This window comes from Streptomyces sp. SID5785 (assembly GCF_009870065.1).
In the GTDB taxonomy this organism is placed as follows: domain Bacteria; phylum Actinomycetota; class Actinomycetes; order Streptomycetales; family Streptomycetaceae; genus Streptomyces.
The window spans coordinates 1-18,085 of sequence record NZ_WWIA01000257.1; the positions used below are offsets into that span (position 1 = coordinate 1).

At 73.2% G+C, this 18,085-nt stretch carries 16 protein-coding genes; 7 read left to right on the plus strand and 9 right to left on the minus strand.

What is annotated here, in order from left to right; genetic code table 11:
• Nucleotides 1–447: sigma-70 family RNA polymerase sigma factor (locus GTW43_RS07705; RefSeq protein ID WP_161300879.1), on the plus strand; the 447-nt coding region annotated here is incomplete at its 5' end.
• Nucleotides 448–543: 96 nt separating this feature from the next.
• Nucleotides 544–1,341, plus strand: a complete 798-nt coding sequence (locus GTW43_RS07710) for a hypothetical protein (RefSeq protein WP_343245932.1) — start codon at nt 544–546, stop codon at nt 1,339–1,341.
• 39 nt (nt 1,342–1,380) lie between these two features.
• Here GTW43_RS07710 and GTW43_RS07715 read toward each other — a convergent pair whose 3' ends face one another.
• Entirely contained in the window at nt 1,381–1,596 is a 216-nt protein-coding gene (locus GTW43_RS07715) for a hypothetical protein (RefSeq protein WP_161300880.1), read from the minus strand.
• Nucleotides 1,597–1,790: 194 nt separating this feature from the next.
• Between GTW43_RS07715 and GTW43_RS07720 the strand changes: the two genes are divergently transcribed.
• From GTW43_RS07720 to GTW43_RS07735, 4 genes are all read left to right on the plus strand, one after another.
• Nucleotides 1,791–2,297 carry a MarR family transcriptional regulator gene (locus GTW43_RS07720; RefSeq protein ID WP_161300881.1) on the plus strand — a complete coding sequence of 169 codons (507 nt, stop codon included), beginning with the start codon at nt 1,791–1,793 and terminating at the stop codon, nt 2,295–2,297.
• A 20-nt stretch (nt 2,298–2,317) separates the two neighbouring features.
• A complete protein-coding gene (locus GTW43_RS07725) occupies nt 2,318–4,864 on the plus strand; it encodes an MFS transporter (protein ID WP_161300882.1) in 2,547 nt (848 codons plus the stop codon).
• A 207-nt stretch (nt 4,865–5,071) separates the two neighbouring features.
• Nucleotides 5,072–5,890 (plus strand): YceI family protein, encoded by an 819-nt coding sequence (locus tag GTW43_RS07730; RefSeq protein ID WP_161300883.1) that lies wholly within the window; start codon nt 5,072–5,074, stop codon nt 5,888–5,890.
• Nucleotides 5,891–5,918: 28 nt separating this feature from the next.
• Nucleotides 5,919–6,383, plus strand: a complete 465-nt coding sequence (locus GTW43_RS07735) for a PPOX class F420-dependent oxidoreductase (RefSeq protein WP_161300884.1) — start codon at nt 5,919–5,921, stop codon at nt 6,381–6,383.
• Nucleotides 6,384–6,414: 31 nt separating this feature from the next.
• On the opposite strand, the gene GTW43_RS07740 is transcribed toward GTW43_RS07735, so the two are convergent.
• Both GTW43_RS07740 and GTW43_RS07745 read right to left on the minus strand, forming a co-directional pair.
• Nucleotides 6,415–7,179 (minus strand): TetR/AcrR family transcriptional regulator, encoded by a 765-nt coding sequence (locus GTW43_RS07740; protein WP_161300885.1) that lies wholly within the window; start codon nt 7,177–7,179, stop codon nt 6,415–6,417.
• A 75-nt stretch (nt 7,180–7,254) separates the two neighbouring features.
• A complete protein-coding gene (locus GTW43_RS07745; RefSeq protein ID WP_161300886.1) occupies nt 7,255–8,793 on the minus strand; it encodes an MFS transporter in 1,539 nt (512 codons plus the stop codon).
• 213 nt (nt 8,794–9,006) lie between these two features.
• Between GTW43_RS07745 and GTW43_RS07750 the strand changes: the two genes are divergently transcribed.
• On the plus strand, nt 9,007–9,873 hold the full coding sequence (locus tag GTW43_RS07750) for an endonuclease/exonuclease/phosphatase family protein (protein WP_161300887.1): 867 nt from the start codon (nt 9,007–9,009) through the stop codon (nt 9,871–9,873).
• 57 nt (nt 9,874–9,930) lie between these two features.
• On the opposite strand, the gene GTW43_RS07755 is transcribed toward GTW43_RS07750, so the two are convergent.
• The 6 genes from GTW43_RS07755 to GTW43_RS07780 all read right to left on the minus strand — a co-directional run bounded on the left by GTW43_RS07755 (nt 9,931) and on the right by GTW43_RS07780 (nt 17,618).
• A complete protein-coding gene (locus GTW43_RS07755; protein WP_161300888.1) occupies nt 9,931–12,090 on the minus strand; it encodes a glycosyltransferase family 39 protein in 2,160 nt (719 codons plus the stop codon).
• Complete coding sequence (locus tag GTW43_RS07760) at nt 12,087–13,406, minus strand: bifunctional glycosyltransferase family 2/GtrA family protein (RefSeq protein WP_161300889.1); 1,320 nt, start codon at nt 13,404–13,406, stop codon at nt 12,087–12,089. The genes GTW43_RS07755 and GTW43_RS07760 overlap by 4 nt, the downstream gene beginning before the upstream one ends.
• A 26-nt stretch (nt 13,407–13,432) precedes the next feature.
• Nucleotides 13,433–14,959: a HAMP domain-containing sensor histidine kinase gene (locus tag GTW43_RS07765; RefSeq protein ID WP_161300890.1), complete on the minus strand. Its 1,527-nt coding sequence runs from the start codon at nt 14,957–14,959 to the stop codon at nt 13,433–13,435.
• The gene (locus GTW43_RS07770; RefSeq protein ID WP_161300891.1) at nt 14,956–15,705 is read right to left on the minus strand and encodes a response regulator transcription factor; all 750 of its coding nucleotides are present in this window, start codon (nt 15,703–15,705) and stop codon (nt 14,956–14,958) included. The genes GTW43_RS07765 and GTW43_RS07770 overlap by 4 nt, the downstream gene beginning before the upstream one ends.
• A 131-nt stretch (nt 15,706–15,836) precedes the next feature.
• Nucleotides 15,837–16,571, minus strand: a complete 735-nt coding sequence (locus GTW43_RS07775) for a chitinase (RefSeq protein WP_343245933.1) — start codon at nt 16,569–16,571, stop codon at nt 15,837–15,839.
• Nucleotides 16,572–16,679: 108 nt separating this feature from the next.
• Nucleotides 16,680–17,618: an amidohydrolase family protein gene (locus GTW43_RS07780; RefSeq protein WP_161300892.1), complete on the minus strand. Its 939-nt coding sequence runs from the start codon at nt 17,616–17,618 to the stop codon at nt 16,680–16,682.
• Between the last annotated feature and the right edge of the window lie 467 nt (nt 17,619–18,085).

An 18,085-nucleotide genomic window follows, 5' to 3' on the forward strand; every position in this document is an offset into this window, starting at 1 on the left:
CCGCGCCGGCTCCAGGAGCTGCGGCTCGCGCTCACCAAGGCGAGCGACGAGCTCTCCCAGAAGCTGGACCGCTCGCCGACCGTCCCGGAGCTCGCCGCCGTGCTCGGCGTCTCCGAGGAGGACGTCGTCGACGGCCTGGCGGTGGGGAACGCGTACACCGCGTCCTCGCTCGACTCGCCCGCGCCGGAGGACGACGGCGGCGAGGGCTCGCTCGCGGACCGCCTCGGGTACGAGGACACGGCCCTGGAGGGCGTCGAGTACCGGGAGTCGCTCAAGCCGCTGCTGGCCAAGCTGCCGCCGCGGGAGCGCCGGATCATCATGCTGCGCTTCTTCGCGAACATGACGCAGTCCCAGATCGGCGAGGAGGTCGGCATCTCGCAGATGCACGTCTCCCGGCTGCTGACCCGGACGCTGTCCCAGCTCAGGGAGGGGCTGATCGCGGACTGACCCGGCGGACCGTCCCGCGGGGTTCCGATTTGACGACCCGTCAGACACACTGGCGCGATGATGCGCGCACGGGTGCGAGGTCGTAGAGGGGCGACGGTGGCAGCCGCCACCGTCGCCGCCGTCTGTCTGGGGTCGGCTGCCGCGTTCACGCTCGGCGGCGACGGCGCGGACACCGGTTACGTGGCGGTCGGCCCGGCGGGCGGCCCCTCCGGCGGGCCGGGCCACGGCACGGCCCCCACCGGCAGCGTCGAGCTCGTCCCGCTGGACGGCCGGGCGTCGCACGGCGACGGCCGGGACGCGGGCGACGACACCTCGAAGGACCCACGGGGCACGCACGGCGCACCGGGCCCGGGCGCGTCCGGCGACCCGTCGGCGTCCGGCTCCGGAGCGGCCAGGGACCCGGGCACCTCCCCGGGCAGCGGCTCCGCCGGCGGCTCGGGCGGTACGGGGACGGGCACGGGCACCGGCACCCCCTCCAGCGGGGGCGGCGGGGGCCAGGACGGCGCCGGCTCCCCGTCGGGGGGCTCGTCCCCCGCGGACCCGGAGGACCCGGAGGACCCGGAGGACCCGAGCGACCCCGGCCCCGCGGTCCTGAAGCTCAGCGGCGACCCGAAGCTGGCGGACACCGACAAGCGCTGGTGTCAGGACGTCACGCTGACCCTGCGCAACTCGGGGGGCAGCGCGGTCCGTTCGGGCACGGTGACCTTCGGGACGCACGTCATCGGCGGACTCGGCATCGACTGGGCGACGGTCACGACCGAGGAGAAACTCCCCGTGCCGATCGGCGCCGGGGAGAAGAAGGAGAAGACGTGGACGCTCTGCGTCGACTCCTGGCGCGTGCCGTTGGGCATGCACCTGGAGACGCGCGACGTCACGTTGAAGGTGAAGGAGTGAGCAGACCCGGGGCGAGCCCGGCCTGATCCGCCGGAAGCCCTAGCCGAGCGCCAGCCAGGCCACCGCCGCGATCACGACGACCGCGACCACGATGCCGATGATCAGACCTGCGCCGGGGCCGGACTTCGCCGGGGCCGCCGGCTGCCGGCCGGCGCCGCCCTGGGGCTGCTCGTCGACGAACGCCCGGAACATCTGGGTGCTGCCCGCGGGGTCGTAGTTGCCTTCGGGGCCCGGGCCCTGGGGGTTGTGTGCCATGGGGCAGGACCCTAGCGAATCGGCGGCACAGACGCCACAGCCCGCACAAAGACCACTTGAGCTGCAGCTTTACCGCTTCACACCCGCCCTTTGCCGCAATTTTAGGCGCGGACGTCCCTTTTAGTTTGCCTGCGGCAACCAACTGCTTCTATGGTTGCCCTAAGCAACAAATAAGGTTCCGGTCAGGAGGAGCTGTGGCCGCACAGCGTCGTTACGACGAACTCACGCGACAGCTCAGCGCCTTCGGAGCCGTCAAGAGGGACATGGCGCGGATCCTGCCGCACGACTGTCCCGGAGGGACCGCGGCCGTCCTCACCCTGCTCGCGCGCTACGGCTCCATGCGGATGAGCCGCATGGCCGAGCTGCTGGCCGTGGACGTGTCGGTCGCCAGCCGGCACGTGGCCCACGCCGCCGACCGCGGCTGGATCGAACGGAACGCGGACCCCGCCGACAAGCGCTCACGCATCCTCAGCCTCACCGACATGGGCTCGAAGCAGCTGGACGTGCTCAACGAGCTCACCACCCAGCTGCTCGCCGACCGGCTGAGCGACTGGTCCGACGACGAGGTCGACCAGCTGATCACCCTCATGACCCGGCTGCGCGACAGCTTCGGTGACTGCCGGACCCCGGGCTCCGCACGAGCCCAGGTACCGGTCACCGAGACGGTGCCCGCCCAGCCCACCACCCGTACACCCGCGTAAGACGTAAGAAAAGGAATCCCATGGCAACATCCACACCGTCCGGTGTGCGGGGCAGCCATGCCGCCAAGCACGGAGGAGCGGCCGCCGACGGCGCTCCGATGACGCACCGGCAGATCATGGAGGCACTCTCCGGGCTGCTGCTCGGCATGTTCGTCGCGATCCTGTCGTCGACGATCGTCACCAACGCACTGCCCGAGATCGTCGGCGACCTGGGAGGCGGCCAGTCCGCCTACACCTGGGTCGTCACCGCCTCGCTGCTCGCGATGACCGCGACCACGCCCCTGTGGGGCAAGCTCGCCGACATCTTCAGCAAGAAGGCGCTCGTCCAGATAGCCCTGATCGTCTACGTCGGCGGCTCGGTCGTCGCGGGTCTCTCGCAGAACCCCGGCATGCTGATCACCTGCCGCGTGGTCCAGGGCATCGGCGTCGGCGGTCTGTCCGCCCTCGCCCAGATCGTGATGGCCGCGATGATCTCCCCGCGCGAGCGGGGCCGCTACTCCGGCTACCTCGGCGCGACCTTCGCCGTCGCCACCGTCGGCGGCCCGCTGCTCGGCGGCGTCATCACCGACACCTCGTGGCTCGGCTGGCGCTGGTGCTTCTACGTCGGCGTGCCCTTCGCGATCATCGCGCTGATCGTGCTCCAGAAGACGCTGAAGCTCCCCACCGTCCGGCGGGACAACGTCAAGGTCGACTGGGCCGGTGCCTTCTTCATCACCGCCGCGGTCTGCACCCTCCTCCTGTGGGTCACCTTCGCCGACGACAAGTACGACTGGCTGTCGTGGCAGACCGGCGCGATGGTGGGCGGCGCGCTCGTGCTCGCCCTGATCTTCATCCTCGTGGAGTCCAAGGCCGCCGAGCCGATCATCCCGCTGCGGCTCTTCCGCAACCGCACCATCACGCTCGCCTCGATCGCCTCGCTCTTCGTGGGTGTCGCGATGTTCGCCGGCACCGTGTTCTTCTCGCAGTACTTCCAGCTGGCGCGCGGCAAGTCGCCGACGATGTCCGGCGTCATGACGATCCCGATGATCGGCGGCCTGTTCATCTCGTCGACCGTCGCGGGCCAGATCATCACCAAGACCGGCAAGTGGAAGGCGTGGCTGGTCTCCGGCGGCGTCCTCATCACGGCGGGCCTCGGCCTGCTCGGCACGATCCGCTACGACACCCCGTACTGGCACGTCGCGATCTTCATGGCCCTGATGGGTCTCGGCGTCGGCATGACGATGCAGAACCTCGTGCTCTGCACCCAGAACCAGGTCGCCCCGCAGGACATCGGCTCCGCCAGCTCCACGGTCACCTTCTTCCGCTCCCTCGGTGGTGCGATGGGTGTCTCGGCGCTCGGCTCGATCATGTCCACCCGCATCACGCACTACGTCAAGGACGGCCTCGCCGACCTCGGCCCCCAGGGTGCGGCCCTCGGCCACGGCGGAACGGGTGGCGGCGCCATCCCGGACCTCGACAAGCTGCCCGCGCCGCTGCGCACGATCATGGAGAGCTCCTACGGGCACGGCATCGCCGACGTCTTCCTGATCGCCGCGCCGATCGCGCTGGTCGCCCTGCTCGCCATGCTGTTCATCAAGGAGGTTCCGCTGCGTACGTCCGGCGGCCTGGACCAGGCCAAGGAGACCGAGGCCGCGGCCCCCGCCGCCCCGGCCGGCATCACCGCCACCCCGGCGCCCGAGCCGGAGAAGGTGCCGAGCCTGGTCGCCGCGGCGTCCGAGCCCGTCGCCGACACCCGCACACAGCAGCTCGCGGCCGTGGCCACCGTCGCCGGTGACTCCGCCACGGCGCAGGCCGGCCCCACGGGCGGCGGCACCCCGGTGCACGGCTTCGTGCGCGGCGCCGAATCCGCCCCGGTGGCCCGCGCCGCCGTCACGCTGATCTCGCTCGGCGGGCGTCAGCTGGGCCGCGCGGTCGCCCAGGGCGACGGCTCCTACGCGGTCGACGCCCCCGGCGCCGGCAGCTACGTCCTGATCGCCTCGGCCGACGGCTACCAGCCGCAGGCCTCCACGGTGGTCGTCGGCGAGGAGCCGGTCACGTACGACATCCTGCTCAGCGGCACCAGCGGCCTGAGCGGTGTGGTCCGGGCCGCCGAGACCAAGGACCCGGTCTCCGGTGCCATGGTCATCGTCACCGACGTGCGCGGCGACGTGCTCGCCACCGGGCTCTCCGGCGCCGAGGGCGAGTTCGCCTTCGCCGAGCTGGTGCCCGGCCCGGTGACCATCGCGGTGAACGCGGCGGGCCACCGCCCGCTGGCGCTGCCCGTCGAGGTCGGCGGCACGGGCGTCACCCGGGTCGAGATCGAGCTGAACTCGGGCTCGCAGGTGCAGGGCACCGTGCGCGCCGGGGGCCGCGGGCTCGACGACGCCCGGGTCACGCTGATCGACGCCGCGGGCAACGTGGTCGCCACCTCCACCACCGGTGAGGACGGCGCGTACGCCTTCACCGACCTGGACAGCGGCGAGTACACGGTCATCGCGACCGGATACCCGCCGGTGGCCACGCACCTCACGGTGCAGGGCAGTGGCGTCGACAGCCACGACATCGAGCTCGCCCACCCCGGCGAGTGACAGGACTCCGGGCCACCTGAAGGGCGGCGCGCGCTTCGAGCGGAGACGCACGCCGCACCGGCCCGGATGTGGGAAAGGGGCCCCGGACCCGGTGGCGTCGTCAGCGGCAGGGGACGGCCGCAGACGTCACGGTCCGGGGCCCGTTCACGTGCGGGGGAAGACCGGCCCCCGCACGTACGCGAGTACTTGAGCAAGGAGATGTGACTGATGGGACTGAGTGCGCGGATCCGTACGCGGGACGGGTGGGCTCTGCCGCACGCCGTCGTCACGGTGACCGACATGACCGGTGCGCAGGTGCTGCGGGCCGAGGCCGACGACGAGGGCGCGGTGCACGACGCGAGCCCCCTGACCCCGGGCCCCTACACCGTGATCGTCACCGCCGTCGGGTACTCCCCGGCGGCCTCCACGGCGCTGGTGACGGCGACCGGACGGGCCGAGGTGGGCACCGTGGTGCTGGCCCGGCAGGGCGGCGCCGAGCTGCCGCCGCCCGGGCCGTGGACCGTCGACCCGGCGCACTCCACCGTCGCGGCGACGGCGCAGCACCTCGGGATCACGTCGGTGCACGGGCGGTTCACCGACTTCAGCGCCCGGGTCGACATCGCGCAGGACATCGAGAAGTCGCGGGTCGAGGCCGTCATCAGGGCCGCGTCCATCGACACCGGCAACGGGATGCGCGACGGCCACCTGAAGTCCCCGGACTTCCTGGACGTCGACACGTACCCGGAGATCACCTACCGGAGCACCGCCCTGGTCCCGGCCGGCACCGACCGCTGGACCGTGCACGGCGAGCTGACCATGCACGGCGTCGCCCGCCAGGTCGACCTGGACCTGAGCTACCTGGGCACCGGCGCCGACCCGTGGGGCGGCACGCGCGCCGCGTTCAAGGCGACGGCCGAGCTGAAGCGCGAGGACTTCGCGATGAACTACAACCAGGTCGTGCAGGCCGGCATCGCCGCGATCGGCGCCACCCTGAAGGTCGAACTCGACATCCAGGCCGTCCAGGGCGACACGCTGCCCCAGGCTTGAGCACGGTCCAGGCCGTACGGTGGGGCGCATGGCATCGAACATCGCGACCAACACCCGCGTGCCGCTCGGCGAGTTGCTCGACTTCGTGCGGCCACGCCACCGCGCCCTGCTGATCACCGCCCGCGCCGACGGCACCCCGCAGGCCTCACCGCTGACCTGCGGGGTCGACGACGACGGGCGGATCGTCGTCTCCACCTACCCCGAGCGGGCCAAGACACGGAACGCCCGGCGCCGACCGCGGGTCAGCATCGTCGTCCTGAGCGACGAGTGGAACGGTCCGTGGGTGCAGATCGACGGCGCGGCCGAGGTCCTGGACAGCCCCGAATCGGTCGAGCCGCTCGTCGAGTACTTCCGGAACATCTCCGGCGAGCACCCGGACTGGGACGAGTACCGGGCCGCCATGGTGAAGCAGGGCAAGTCGATCATCCGGATCACGCCGGAGCGCTGGGGCCCGGTGGCCACCGGCGGCTTCCCGGCCCGGCTCGCGCCGTAGGGGAGCAGGGCCGGGCGCCCCGGGCCTGTCCCTACTGCCCGGCGCGCGCCACCAGGGCCTCGATCCCGGCGATCTGCAGGTCGAGCGCGACCTGGAAGTCGCGGTCGCGGAACTCCTCCACGGAGAAGCCCGCCTCGACCTCGGCCACGAGCGACTCGGTGTGCTCGAAGGTCTGCGCCATCTCGGGCGGCGAGCGGAACTCGGACATCGCCTGAAGGAAGTACGCGTCCTGCGTCATCCCGACATCGGCGCAGCGCTGCCGGAAGTGGCCCTCGACCGTCCCGTACCCGTACACGAACTGGAAGACGGCGGCGAGGGCCCCGCGCTGGGCGTGCGCGTCGAGGCCGGTGTCCGCGACGACCTGCTGCACGGCGGCCGAGAACTCGAGCGAACGCGGGCCCACGTTCAGGTAGTTGCCGATCAGCGGTGAGACCCACGGGTGCCGGACGAGCAACGCCCTGTAGGAACCGGCCAGTTCGCGCAGCCGCTCCCGCCAGTCCGCGTCCGCGGAGCCGGTCCGGCCGGGCTCCAGCTCGCCGAAGGCCTGGTCGAGGGCGAGTTCGAGCAGGTCGTCCTTGGTGTCGACGTACCAGTACACGGACATCGCGGTGACCCCGAGCTCGCCCGCCAGGCGGCGCATGGAGAACCGCGCGAGGCCCTCGGCGTCGAGCAGTCGCACCGTGGCCGCGGTGATCCGCTCCCGGTCCAGGCCGCTGGGCTGCTCGCTGCGCCGGCCGCGCGGCGCCTTGGCGGAGGCCCCCTCCAGCCAGACACTCATCCGCGCTGCCTTCGCCATCGGGCACCTTCCCAGGAGTCGTCGTTCGGGGCGGACGCGCGGAACGGGTGGGTCCGCAACCGCCGTCCACCGATGCTATGCGGAAGGCGCCGCGGCGGAGTCCGCCCGTTCCGCCCGCCGCAGCAGCGCCGCGGCCAGCAGACCGCCGACGAGCACCGCGACGGCGCCGACCAGCTGGCTGGTCTCCAGGCCCGACGAGAACGCGTCCGCGATCCGGGCCTTCTCACCGGCCGAGTCCGCCGCGGCGAGCGCCGCGGGCAGCGAGGCCGCGGCGACCGGGACGAGCGCCGTGAAGCGGGCGTTGAGCACCGCGCCGAGGACCGCGACGCCCAGTCCGTTGCCGAACTCGGCCAGCGTGCCGTTGACACCCGCGCCGACGCCCGCCTTCTCCGGCGGGATCGCGCTCATGATGGCGTTGGCCATGGCCGGCATGGCGAGCGCGATGCCCGCGCCCATCACGACCAGGCCCGCCAGCATGCCCGCGTAGCCGTCGCCGCCGAGCAGCGCGATCGCCGCGAGGCCGCCCGCCAGGCAGGTCATGCCGACGGCGATCGTGAGCGGTGTGCCGAGCTTCGGCACCAGCCGGGCGCCGAGGCCCGTCAGGTTGAGCGCGACCACCGTCAGGGCCATCGGCGCGGTGCGCAGCCCGGCCTCCAGCGGCTCGTACCCGAGCACGAACTGCAGGTGCTGGGTCAGCAGGAAGAGCGAGCCGCCCATGCCGAACGCGACGAGGATCGCCCCGGCCACCGCGCCCGTGAACTGCTGGTTGCGGAAGAAGTGCATGTCCAGCATCGGGTGGGGGATGCGCAGTTCCCACAGCACGAACGCGGTCATGACGACGAGGCCGATCGCCGCGGGGGCCAGGGTGTGCGAGGACGTCCAGCCCTTGTCCGGGCCGGAGATGATCGCGTAGACGACGCCCGTCATGCCGATCGTCGAGAGCAGTGCGCCGAGCAGGTCGGGCCGCTCGCCGCGGGGGTTCTTCGACTCGGGCACGAGGGCGACGACGGCGACCAGGCCGATCACCGCGACCGGGATGTTGACGAGGAAGATCGCGCCCCACCAGAAGTGGTCGAGCATGAAGCCGCCGAGCAGCGGGCCGACGGCGAAGCCCAGCGAGTTCACGGTCGCCCACAGGCCGATCGCCCTGACCCGCTCGGCGTCGTCGAAGATCTGCACGACGACGGCCAGCGTGGTGGTCATCAGCAGCGCGCCGCCGACGCCCATGCCGGCCCGCGCGGCGATCAACTGGCCGGTGGATCCGGCCAGTCCGGCGACCAGCGAGCCGACGCCGAACAGCGCGAGTCCGGCCGCGAGCATCTTCTTGCGGCCGTAGCGGTCGGCGCTGGAGCCCGCGGTGAGCAGCAGGCCGGACTGGACGAGCGAGTAGGCGCTGATCACCCACTGGATGTCGGAGGTCGACGCGTGCAGCTCCCGGGTGAGGGAGGGGATCGCGACGTTGAGGACGGTGTTGTCGAGCAGCACGGTGAGCTGGGCGAGGCAGATGACGGCGAGGATGATCCAGCGCTGGGGGTGGCCGCCGCCGGCCGGACCGCCCGGCGTGGCGCCGGGCTGCTCCGGGCTGTCGTGCTGCTCGGCGGTGGTCGACGTCATGCAGTCTCCTGCTCTCTCGCTCGCTCGTACGGCGTGGGACCGGTGTGCACCGGTGCGGGGGCCGTGTGCCGGTCGGCACTCCTGGCACGGCACTCCCGGCACGGCACCTCCTGTACGGCACCTCCTGTACGGCGTACAGGAAGGCGTCGCGCCATACACCGTAAGGGATAACTCATACGCTGTACAAGACGGTTTTCGGCGTACCGTGCCGGCATGCCGATCCGCGCTCGCGCGTTCCCCCAAATGGCCCTGTCCGCCGCTCTGTTGAGCCTGATCGCCACCGCCGCGCCGGCCGCCGCCGCGCCCCGGTCCCACCCCTCGGTCCCGCTGCGCATCGCGACGTACAACATCCACGCGGGGGCCGGCGAGGACAACGTCTTCGACCTCGACCGGCAGGCCGCCGCGCTCCGGGCGCTCGACGCCGACGTCATCGGCCTCCAGGAGGTCGACGTCCACTGGGGCGACCGGAGCCAGGGCCGGGACGTCGCACGGGAGCTGGCCGGCCGGCTCGGGATGCACGTGTCGTTCGCCCCGATCTACAGCCTCGACCCGGCCGCGGCCGGGCAGCCGCGCCGCGAGTTCGGCGTCGCGGTCCTGTCCCGGTACCGGATCCGCTCCGCGGTCAACCACGACATCACCCGGCTCTCCACCCAGGACCCGGATCCCGTGCCGGCTCCGGCGCCCGGCTTCGGAGAGGTCACCCTGAAGGTGCGGGGCGTCCCGGTGCAGGTCTTCGTCGCCCATCTCGACTACCGGGGCGACCCCTCCGTGCGGACCGCCCAGGTGGCCGACACCCGCCGGATCATGGCCGCGGAGCGCGGCGCCGGGACCGGCACCCGCCAGGTGCTGCTCGGCGACTTCAACGCGCCGCCGAGCGCACCCGAACTGGCCCCGCTCTGGCAGGACCTGCACGACGCGGGGCCGGCGAGCGGCGGGACGTACCCGGCCGGTGTCCCGGTGAACCGGATCGACTACGTGGCCGTCGGCGCCGGGGTCGCGGTGCGGGACGTGACGATCCCGGCGGAGGCCGCCGCCTCCGACCACCGGCCGGTCGTCGCGGACGTCCGGCTGGGGCGGTAGGACGGCAGACGGCGGCGTCCCGGGTCAGGGCGTCGGCCGGTCAGGACGTCGGCCGGGTCAGGACGTCGGGCGGGTCAGGTCGTAGAAGGTGGCGCTGCCGACCGTCACCTTCTCGTAGTTCTTCTCGACCCAGGACGTGATCGCGGAGGCCGTGCCCGTGTCCGAGCCGCCCGTGCCGCCGCCCATGCCACCACCCGTGCCGCCACCGATGAAGTAGTGGATCGCTCCCTCGGCCACGTACTGCTTGAACCGGGCGAGCGTCGGTGACGGGTCGGTGCCGTTGAAGCCGCCGATCGCCATCACCGGGGCGCCCGTGGCGAGTTGGTAGCTCGCCTGGTTCTGGGAACCGACGGTCGCGGCGGCCCAGGTGTAGGCGTCGGCGTCGGTCCGCAGCAGCTTCTCGGCCTTGGCGCCGACCGTCGCGCCGTTGAGCAGGCCGCCCATGCCGCCGCCCGCGCCGCCGCCCCGCTCGCCGGAGCCCATGCCCGGGAATCCGCCCCGCATCTGCCCCGGGCCCTTCTGGGTCTGGCCGTTCGGGGTCTGGCCCTTCTGGCTCTGGCCCTTCTGGTTCTGGCCGGGCATGCCGCCGCCGGGGAAGCCGGTGCCCTGCTGTCGGCCGCCGGGAGGCTGCATGCCGCCGCCGGGCCCGCCCGGGCCGCCACCGCCGCCCCTCGTGCTCGCGCCGGACGGCCCCGCCGTGACGATCGAGCCGGTGTGCCCGGTGTTCAGCGTGCTGAGGGTGTACGCGGTGGGCGCGGCCAGCGACGCGGCCAGGCCGAGCCCCGCCGCACCGAGCACGAACCGGCGCCCGAGCCGGCCGGCGAGCGCGAGTCCGAGGCCCGCCGCGAGGGCGCCGAGCAGCACCGCCCAGCGCAGCCAGGGCAGGTAGGCGGGCGTGCGGCCCAGGAGGACGTACGCCCAGATCCCGGTGACCGCGACGGCCGCGCCGAGGACGACGGACCAGGCGGCGCGCGCCCGTTCCTCCCACAGCACGGTCGCGCCCATGCCGATCACCGCGGCGATGTAGGGGGCCAGCGCCACCGTGTAGTACTGGTGGAAGATCCCGGCCATGAAGCTGAAGACGAGGCCCGTCATCAGCAGGGAACCGCCCCAGGCGAGGAACGCGGCGCGCGCGGTGTCCGTCCGGGCGGCCCTGCGGGTCAGGACGAGGGCCGCGGCGAGGAGCACGAGCGCGGCGGGGATCAGCCACGCGATCTGGCCGCCGATCTCGGAGTCGAACATCCGGCCGAGGCCGGTCTCGCCCCACTGACCGGTGCCGCCGCCCGCGCCGCCGCCACCGCCGCCCACGGAGCCGGTCTCGTCGCCGTTGATCCGGCCGAGCCCGTTGTAGCCGAAGGTCAGCTCCAGGAACGAGTTGTTCTGGGAACCGCCGATGTACGGGCGGGAGGACGCCGGCCACAGCTCGACGACCGCCACCCACCAGCCGCCCGCGACGACCGTCGCGAGCGCCGACAGGGCCAGCTGGCCGAAGCGGCGGCGCAGCCGCACCGGGGCGCACACCGCGTAGAGGACGGCCAGCGGCGGCAGGATCAGGAAGGCCTGGAGCGTCTTGGCGAGGAACGCGAGCCCGACCGCGGCCCCCGCGCCGACCAGCCACGCCGTGCGGCCGCGCTCCAGGGCGCGCAGCACGCAGGAGACGGTGACGGTCATGAGGAGGGCCAGCAGCGCGTCCGGGTTGTTGAACCGGAACATCAGCGCGGCGACCGGCGTCGTGGCGAACACCGCCATCGCGATCAGACCCGCCGCGGCGCTGAACCGGCGCCGGACCGTCGCGTACAGGACCGCCGCCGTGGCCACGCCCATCAGCACCTCGGGCACCAGGATCGCCCAGGAGCCGAGGCCGAAGATCCGCACCGAGAGGCCCATCGGCCACAGCGCGGCCGGCGGCTTGTCCACGGTGATCGCGTTCGCCGCGTCGGACGAGCCGAAGAAGAAGGCCTTCCAGCTCTCGCTGCCCGCCTGGGCGGCGGCCGAGTAGAAGGAGTTGGCGTACCCGGAGGCGGAGAGGTTCCAGAGGTAGGCCAGGGCGATGACGAGGAGGAGGGCGAGGAACGCGGGGCGCACCCAGCGCGCGTCGTCCGGCCGGCCGCGCCACAGCCGGGCGAGCCGTCCGGCACGGGGCCTGCCGTGGCCGCCGGCGCGCGGCGCGGTCCGGGCCGGGCCGGTCACGGGCTGGAGGTGAGGGGTCGTGGTCATCGGCGGGTCCCGGTGTCGTGCGGGGCCGCCGTGGCCCCGGGGCGGTCGCCCCGGTCAGGGAAGACCCAGGCGCGGAAGAGCAGGAAGCGCAGCACGGTGGCCGCCAGGTTCGCGGCGATGAGCACGGCCAGCTCCGTGGAGTGGGCCGCGCCGCCGTCGGCCGCCGCGTCGAGCGCCATCAGCGACCCGCTGGTCAGCGCCCATCCGATGCCGAAGACGACGATGCCCTGGGCCTGGTGACGCACCGCGCCCGCCCGGCCCCGCACACCGAAGGTGAGCCTCCGGTTCGCGGCGGTGTTGGCGAGGGCCGACACGAACAGCGCGAGCGCGTTGGCGAGTTGGGGCCCGGAGAAGGAGCGGAAGCCGGAGTACAGCAGCAGGTAGAGCAGCGTCGACAGGCCGCCGACGACACAGAAGCCGACCAGCTGACGGGCCAGGCCCCTGGGCACGCCCGGCAGTCCACGGTCGCGCGGGTCGTCGCCGAAGGGGCGCGCGAGCCGGTCGAGCGGGAGGGAGCCGGTGGCCAGCGCCCGGCCGACCCGCCACACGCCCTTGAGGTCGTCGGTCGCCGTCTGCACGATGTGGACGGTCGAGTCGGGGTCGTCGACCCAGTCGACGGGCACCTCGTGGATCCGCAGTCCGGCCCGCTCGGCCAGCACCAGCATCTCGGTGTCGAAGAACCAGCCGGTGTCCTCGACCAGCGGCAGCAGCACCTGCGCGACATCGCGCCGGATCGCCTTGAAGCCGCACTGGGCGTCGGAGAAGCGGGCCTGGAGCGAGCCGCGCAGGACGAGGTTGTAGGCGCGGGAGATGAACTCGCGCTTCGGGCCGCGCACGACACGCGACGTGCGCGAGAGCCGGGAGCCGATCGCGAGGTCCGAGTGTCCGGAGATCAGCGGCGCGACCAGCGGCAGCAGCGCGTTCAGGTCGGTGGACAGGTCCACATCCATGTAGGCGAGGACGGGCGCGTCGGACGCCGACCATACGGTCCGCAGGGCGCGCCCGCGCCCCTTCTGTTCGAGCCGTACGTACGCGACGCCGGCCAGTTCGCCGGTCAGCCGGTGCGCCACGTGCGGTGTCGTGTCGGTGGAGGCGTTGTCCGCGACGGTGATCCGGAAGCGGTACGGGAAGGTGCGGTGCAGGTGGGCGTGGAGTCTGCGCACGCACGCGTCGAGGTCCTTCTCCTCGTTGTAGACGGGGACGACGACGTCCAGGACCGGCTCGGCGCCACTGCCGACGGGGAGGTGCTCCCGTGCCGGCAGCGACCCGAACCCGGGGGCGACGGGGGCGGTGCCCGCAGCAGAGTCGGTTCGCATGACACCGACATTCGCCAAGAGCCCTGTCAGGTCTGTGTGGTGAGCCTTTGGCCCGCCTGTGAGTGCGGTCGCGCCGCCACCGGGCCGTACGCGACGGGCTCCTGGTGCGCGGGAAGGTGCACGGTGAACACGGTGCGTCCCGGCACCGACTCGACGGTCACGGCGCCGCCGTGGGCCGCCGTGACGGCCTGCACGATGGCGAGCCCGAGGCCCGTGGAGCCCGCCTTGCGGGAGCGCGAGGAGTCGCCGCGCGCGAACCGCTCGAAGACGCGCGGCAGCAGCTCCGCCGGGATGCCGGGTCCGTCGTCGCGCACGTCGAGGCAGACCCAGGGCCCGTGCCGGTGCACGCGGGCGGTGACCGTCGTGCCGGGCGGGGTGTGTGTCCGGGCGTTGGCCAGCAGGTTCACCAGGACCTGGTGCAGCCGGGCCGGGTCGGCGAGCACGCCGGCCGGTTCGTCGGGCAGCTCCAGCCGCCACGCGTGCCCCTGCCCGGCCGCACGGGCGTCGCCGACCGCGTCCACGACCAGCGGCGACAGGTCCGTCGGTGCGTACGACAGGGGCCGTCCGGCATCCAGCCGGGCCAGCAGCAGCAGATCCTCGACCAGGCCCGTCATGCGGTCCGCCTCGGACTCGATGCGGCCGAGGGCGTGCCGGGTGTCGGGGCCGGTGGGCTCGCGGCCGCGGCGGGTCAGCTCCGCGTAACCGCGGATCGAGGCCAGCGGGGTGCGCAGCTCGTGGCTGGCGTCCGCGACGAACTGCCGGACCCGCGTCTCGCTCTGCTGGCGCGCCTCGAGCGCACCGTGCACGTGGTCGAGCATGCGGTTGAGCGCGGCGCCGACCTGGCCGACCTCCGTCGCCGGATCGGCCTGGGCGTCGGGGACGCGCTCGTAGAGGGTGACCTCGCCCGAGTGCAGGGGCAGTTCGGCGACGCGGGTCGCGGTCGCGGCGACGCGGCGCAGCGGGCGCAGGGCGACGCCGACCATGACGGCGCCGGTGATCCCGGCGGCGAGCAGGCCTGCGCCGGTCACGCACACCTCTATGAGGATGAGCCGGTTCAGGGTGGCGTCGACGTCCGTGGACGGGAGGCCGACGAGCAGGCTGCCGCCCTCGTTCGACTGGACGCGGTAGTCGCCGAGTCCGGGCAGGGTGACGCTGTGGGCGCGGCCGTCGCGGGGGACGGAGGCGAGGGCGTCGGCCTGACCGGCGGTGAGGGACGTGGTCCGGGCGGCCGCGGTCGGGTCGGGGTTCGACTTCTCGGCCTCGGCGAGGGAGCCGTCGGTGCCGACCAGCGCCCCCACGGTCTCGCCGCCGCCGGGCCCCGGCAGCGCCAGGAACGACAGGTCGGCCGCCCGGGTGTCCGCCCCGGGCTTGCGGCCGCCGGGACCGTCGCCGCCCGCCATGTGCACGACCTGGTCGACCTTGCCGTCCAACTGCCGGTACAGGTAGGTGTGCAGGGCGAGCGTCGTCACCGTGCCGATGACGACGCCGACCAGCGCGATCAGTCCGACGGCGGTGACGACGAGCCGGGTCCGCAGCGTGCGGGCCCGCTTCACGGCACCGGGGCCACGGCGGGCTTGATGAGGTACCCGGCGCCGCGCCGGGTGTGGATCATCGGCTCGCGCCCGGCGTCGATCTTGCGCCGCAGGTACGAGATGTACAGCTCGACGACGTTGGCCTGGCCGCCGAAGTCGTAGCTCCACACGCGGTCCAGGATCTGCGCCTTGCTGAGGACCCGGCGCGGGTTGCGCATCAGGAAGCGCAGCAGCTCGAACTCGGTGGCGGTCAGATGGATGCCGGTGCCGCCGCGCTCGACCTCGTGGCTGTCCTCGTCGAGCGTCAGATCGCCGACGACGAGCACGGACTCGCTGCGCCGGTCGGCGGCGCCGGTCCTGCGGATCAGCCCGCGCAGCCGCGCGACGACCTCCTCCAGGCTGAACGGCTTGGTGACGTAGTCGTCGCCGCCCGCCGTGAGCCCGGCGATCCGGTCCTCGACCGCGTCCTTCGCCGTCAGGAAGAGGACCGGCACGTCCGGCAGCTCGCGGCGGAGCCGGCCGAGGACGCTCAGGCCGTCCATGTCCGGCAGCATCATGTCGAGCACCACGGCGTCGGGCCGGAACTCGCGTGCGCTCTGCACGGCTCCGGCCCCGTCGCCCGCGGCGCGGATCTGCCAGCCCTCGTAGCGCAGGGCCATGGACAGCAGCTCGGTGATGGACTGCTCGTCGTCCACGACGAGCACCCGGACGGGGCTACCGTCCGGCCTCAGCAGTTCGGTACGCCCCTGGGGCGTGGTCGCGGTCATGCCACCACCCTGCGACCGCCCTCTGAGAGGCTCCTTTCCCGCACCTGTGAAAACCCTGAGAAATCCACAGGTGCCGCACAGGCGGGGCCGGGGAGGGCCTGGGAGGTACCTGGCGCCTCTGTTCCATGCATCTAGCAGGTGAGGCCGTGGCCCGGGCGGACGTGCAGCACCCGGCTGAAGGACACGTACAGGTCGACGCGGTGCCGCATCTGCGCGGTGTTCCCGCCGTCGCACTCCGCCGTGCCGTTGAGGCTGCGGATCGTCTCGCCGAAACCGGCACCGCTCACCATCGCGTCGTGGCCGGCCAGGGTGCCGGGGCCGGTCTGTGTGTTCCAGTACCAGAGCGCCGTCTTCCAGGCCACGGCCGGATCCTGCTCGACGAGCCAGGGGTTGTTCAGCAGGTCGAGGCCGAGGGCGTCCCCGGCCGCCTTGTAGTTGAAGTTCCAGCTGAGCATGATCGCGCCGCGCCCGTAGTAGGCGTCGTGCCCGGCGGGGCACCCGTAGGGCTGGGTCTCGTCGCAGAAGACCGGGTACGTCTCCTTGTTCTGCGCGACGACGTAGTACAGGCCGCCCGTCTCGTGGCTGACGTTGGCGAGGAAGGCGGCGGCCTCCCGCTTGCGCAGGGCGGCCCCGCCGGTGTGCGCGAACCGCGGGTACGCCTCGGTGGCCTTCACCAGCCCGTCGTACGTGAAGAACGCGTCCCTGTCCGGGAACATCCGCTCGAACTGGGCCTCGCTGACGACGAATCGATGCCGGTCCGGGCCCGTACCGGCCCGGGCGGTCGCCGGCGTGAACGCGGCGGCGAGGAGAGCGAGCAGGGTGGCGAGTGCGACGTACAGGGCGCCGCGTGGGGGTGCGACCGGCACGGGGACCTCCGGGGGGATTGGTCTGGACCAAGCGTCGGCGAACTGCCTACCCCGGACCAACTCCCCTCATGCCCACCGCACTTGAAGAGCGCCCGCCCCTCTACCCCTCTACGGCAGCCGGAAGAGCTCCGCCGCGTTGTCATGGCAGACGGCCCGCACCCAGGCGCTGCCGAGCCCCAGCCGCTCGATCGCCTCCACCTGGTGCGCGTACGGGTACGGGATGTTCGGGAAGTCGCTGCCGAGCAGCACCCGGTCCCCGAGGTCCGCGAGACGGGGCAGCTCGTGGGCCGGGAACGGCGCGCTCCTCTCGCTGAAGTCCGTGAACGCCATCGTCGTGTCCAGCAGCACCCGCGGATATTGCTCGGCCAGGTCCAGGAACTCCGTGTACTCCGGCATCCCCAGATGCGCGACGACCAGCGGCAGCCGCGGATGCCGGGCGAGGACCCGGGCCATCGGCTCGGGCCCGGTGTGCTTGCCGGGCGCCGGACCCGAACCGCAGTGCGTCACGACCGGCACCCCGGCCTCGGCGAGCAGCCCCCACACCGGGTCGAGCAGCGGATCGGCCGGGTCGTACGCGCCGACCTGGACATGCGCCTTGAAGACCCGCGCCCCGTCCGCGACCGCCCGTCGCACGTACGCCTCGACGCCGGGCTCGGGAAAGAACGTGGCCGTGTGCAGACAGTCCGGTGTCCGCGCGGCGAAGTCGGCCGCCCAGCCGTTGAGCCACTCCGCCATGCCCGCCTTGTGCGGGTACAGCATCGACGTGAAGGCCCGCACCCCGAACTCCCGCAGCAGCGCGAGCCGTCGCTCCTCTTCCTCGCGGTACGTGATCGGCCACGGGGAGCCGGTCAGCGGCCCGGCCGAGTCGAAGTAGGCCCACACCTTGCGCAGCACGCGCTCCGGCATGAAATGCGTGTGCACGTCGACGAGTCCGGGCAGCCCGTGCCGCTCGCGGAACGCCGCGATCCGTCCCGCCTCGCCCTCGGGCACCGCGGAGTCCCCCGTCCCCGCCGCGCCGGCCCCGCCCCGCAGACTCTGATCACTCATCCCCCCACGTTCACCGCTCCCTCCCCACCGTGTCCACCCCTACCGGCGCCCGCCCTGACCGGCCCCCGCCCCCGGACCCGGCCCCGCCGGATTCGGCCCCGGACCCCGCCCCGCCGGATTCGGCCCCGCCGGGCCCCGCCCCGGATTCGACTGCACCGGTTCCGACCGCGCCGGATTCGGCCCCGCCGGATTCGACTGCGCCGGGGATGCATCGCAGGGGGCGGTGAGCAGGACCCTCGTCCCCGGGCACGCATCGCTGGAGGCTGTGAGCACGACCCCGCGACCCGACACCCGGGCACCCGGCACCCGGCACGCATTGGACGAGGCGGCGAGCACGACCCCGCCCGGACACCGGCACCCCACGAGACGGCGAGCACCGGGCCCGCCCCGGACACGCATCGCAGGAGGCGGCGAGCACGACCCCGCGACCTGGCACCCGGGCGCCCCACGCCCGGACGCGCCCGGAC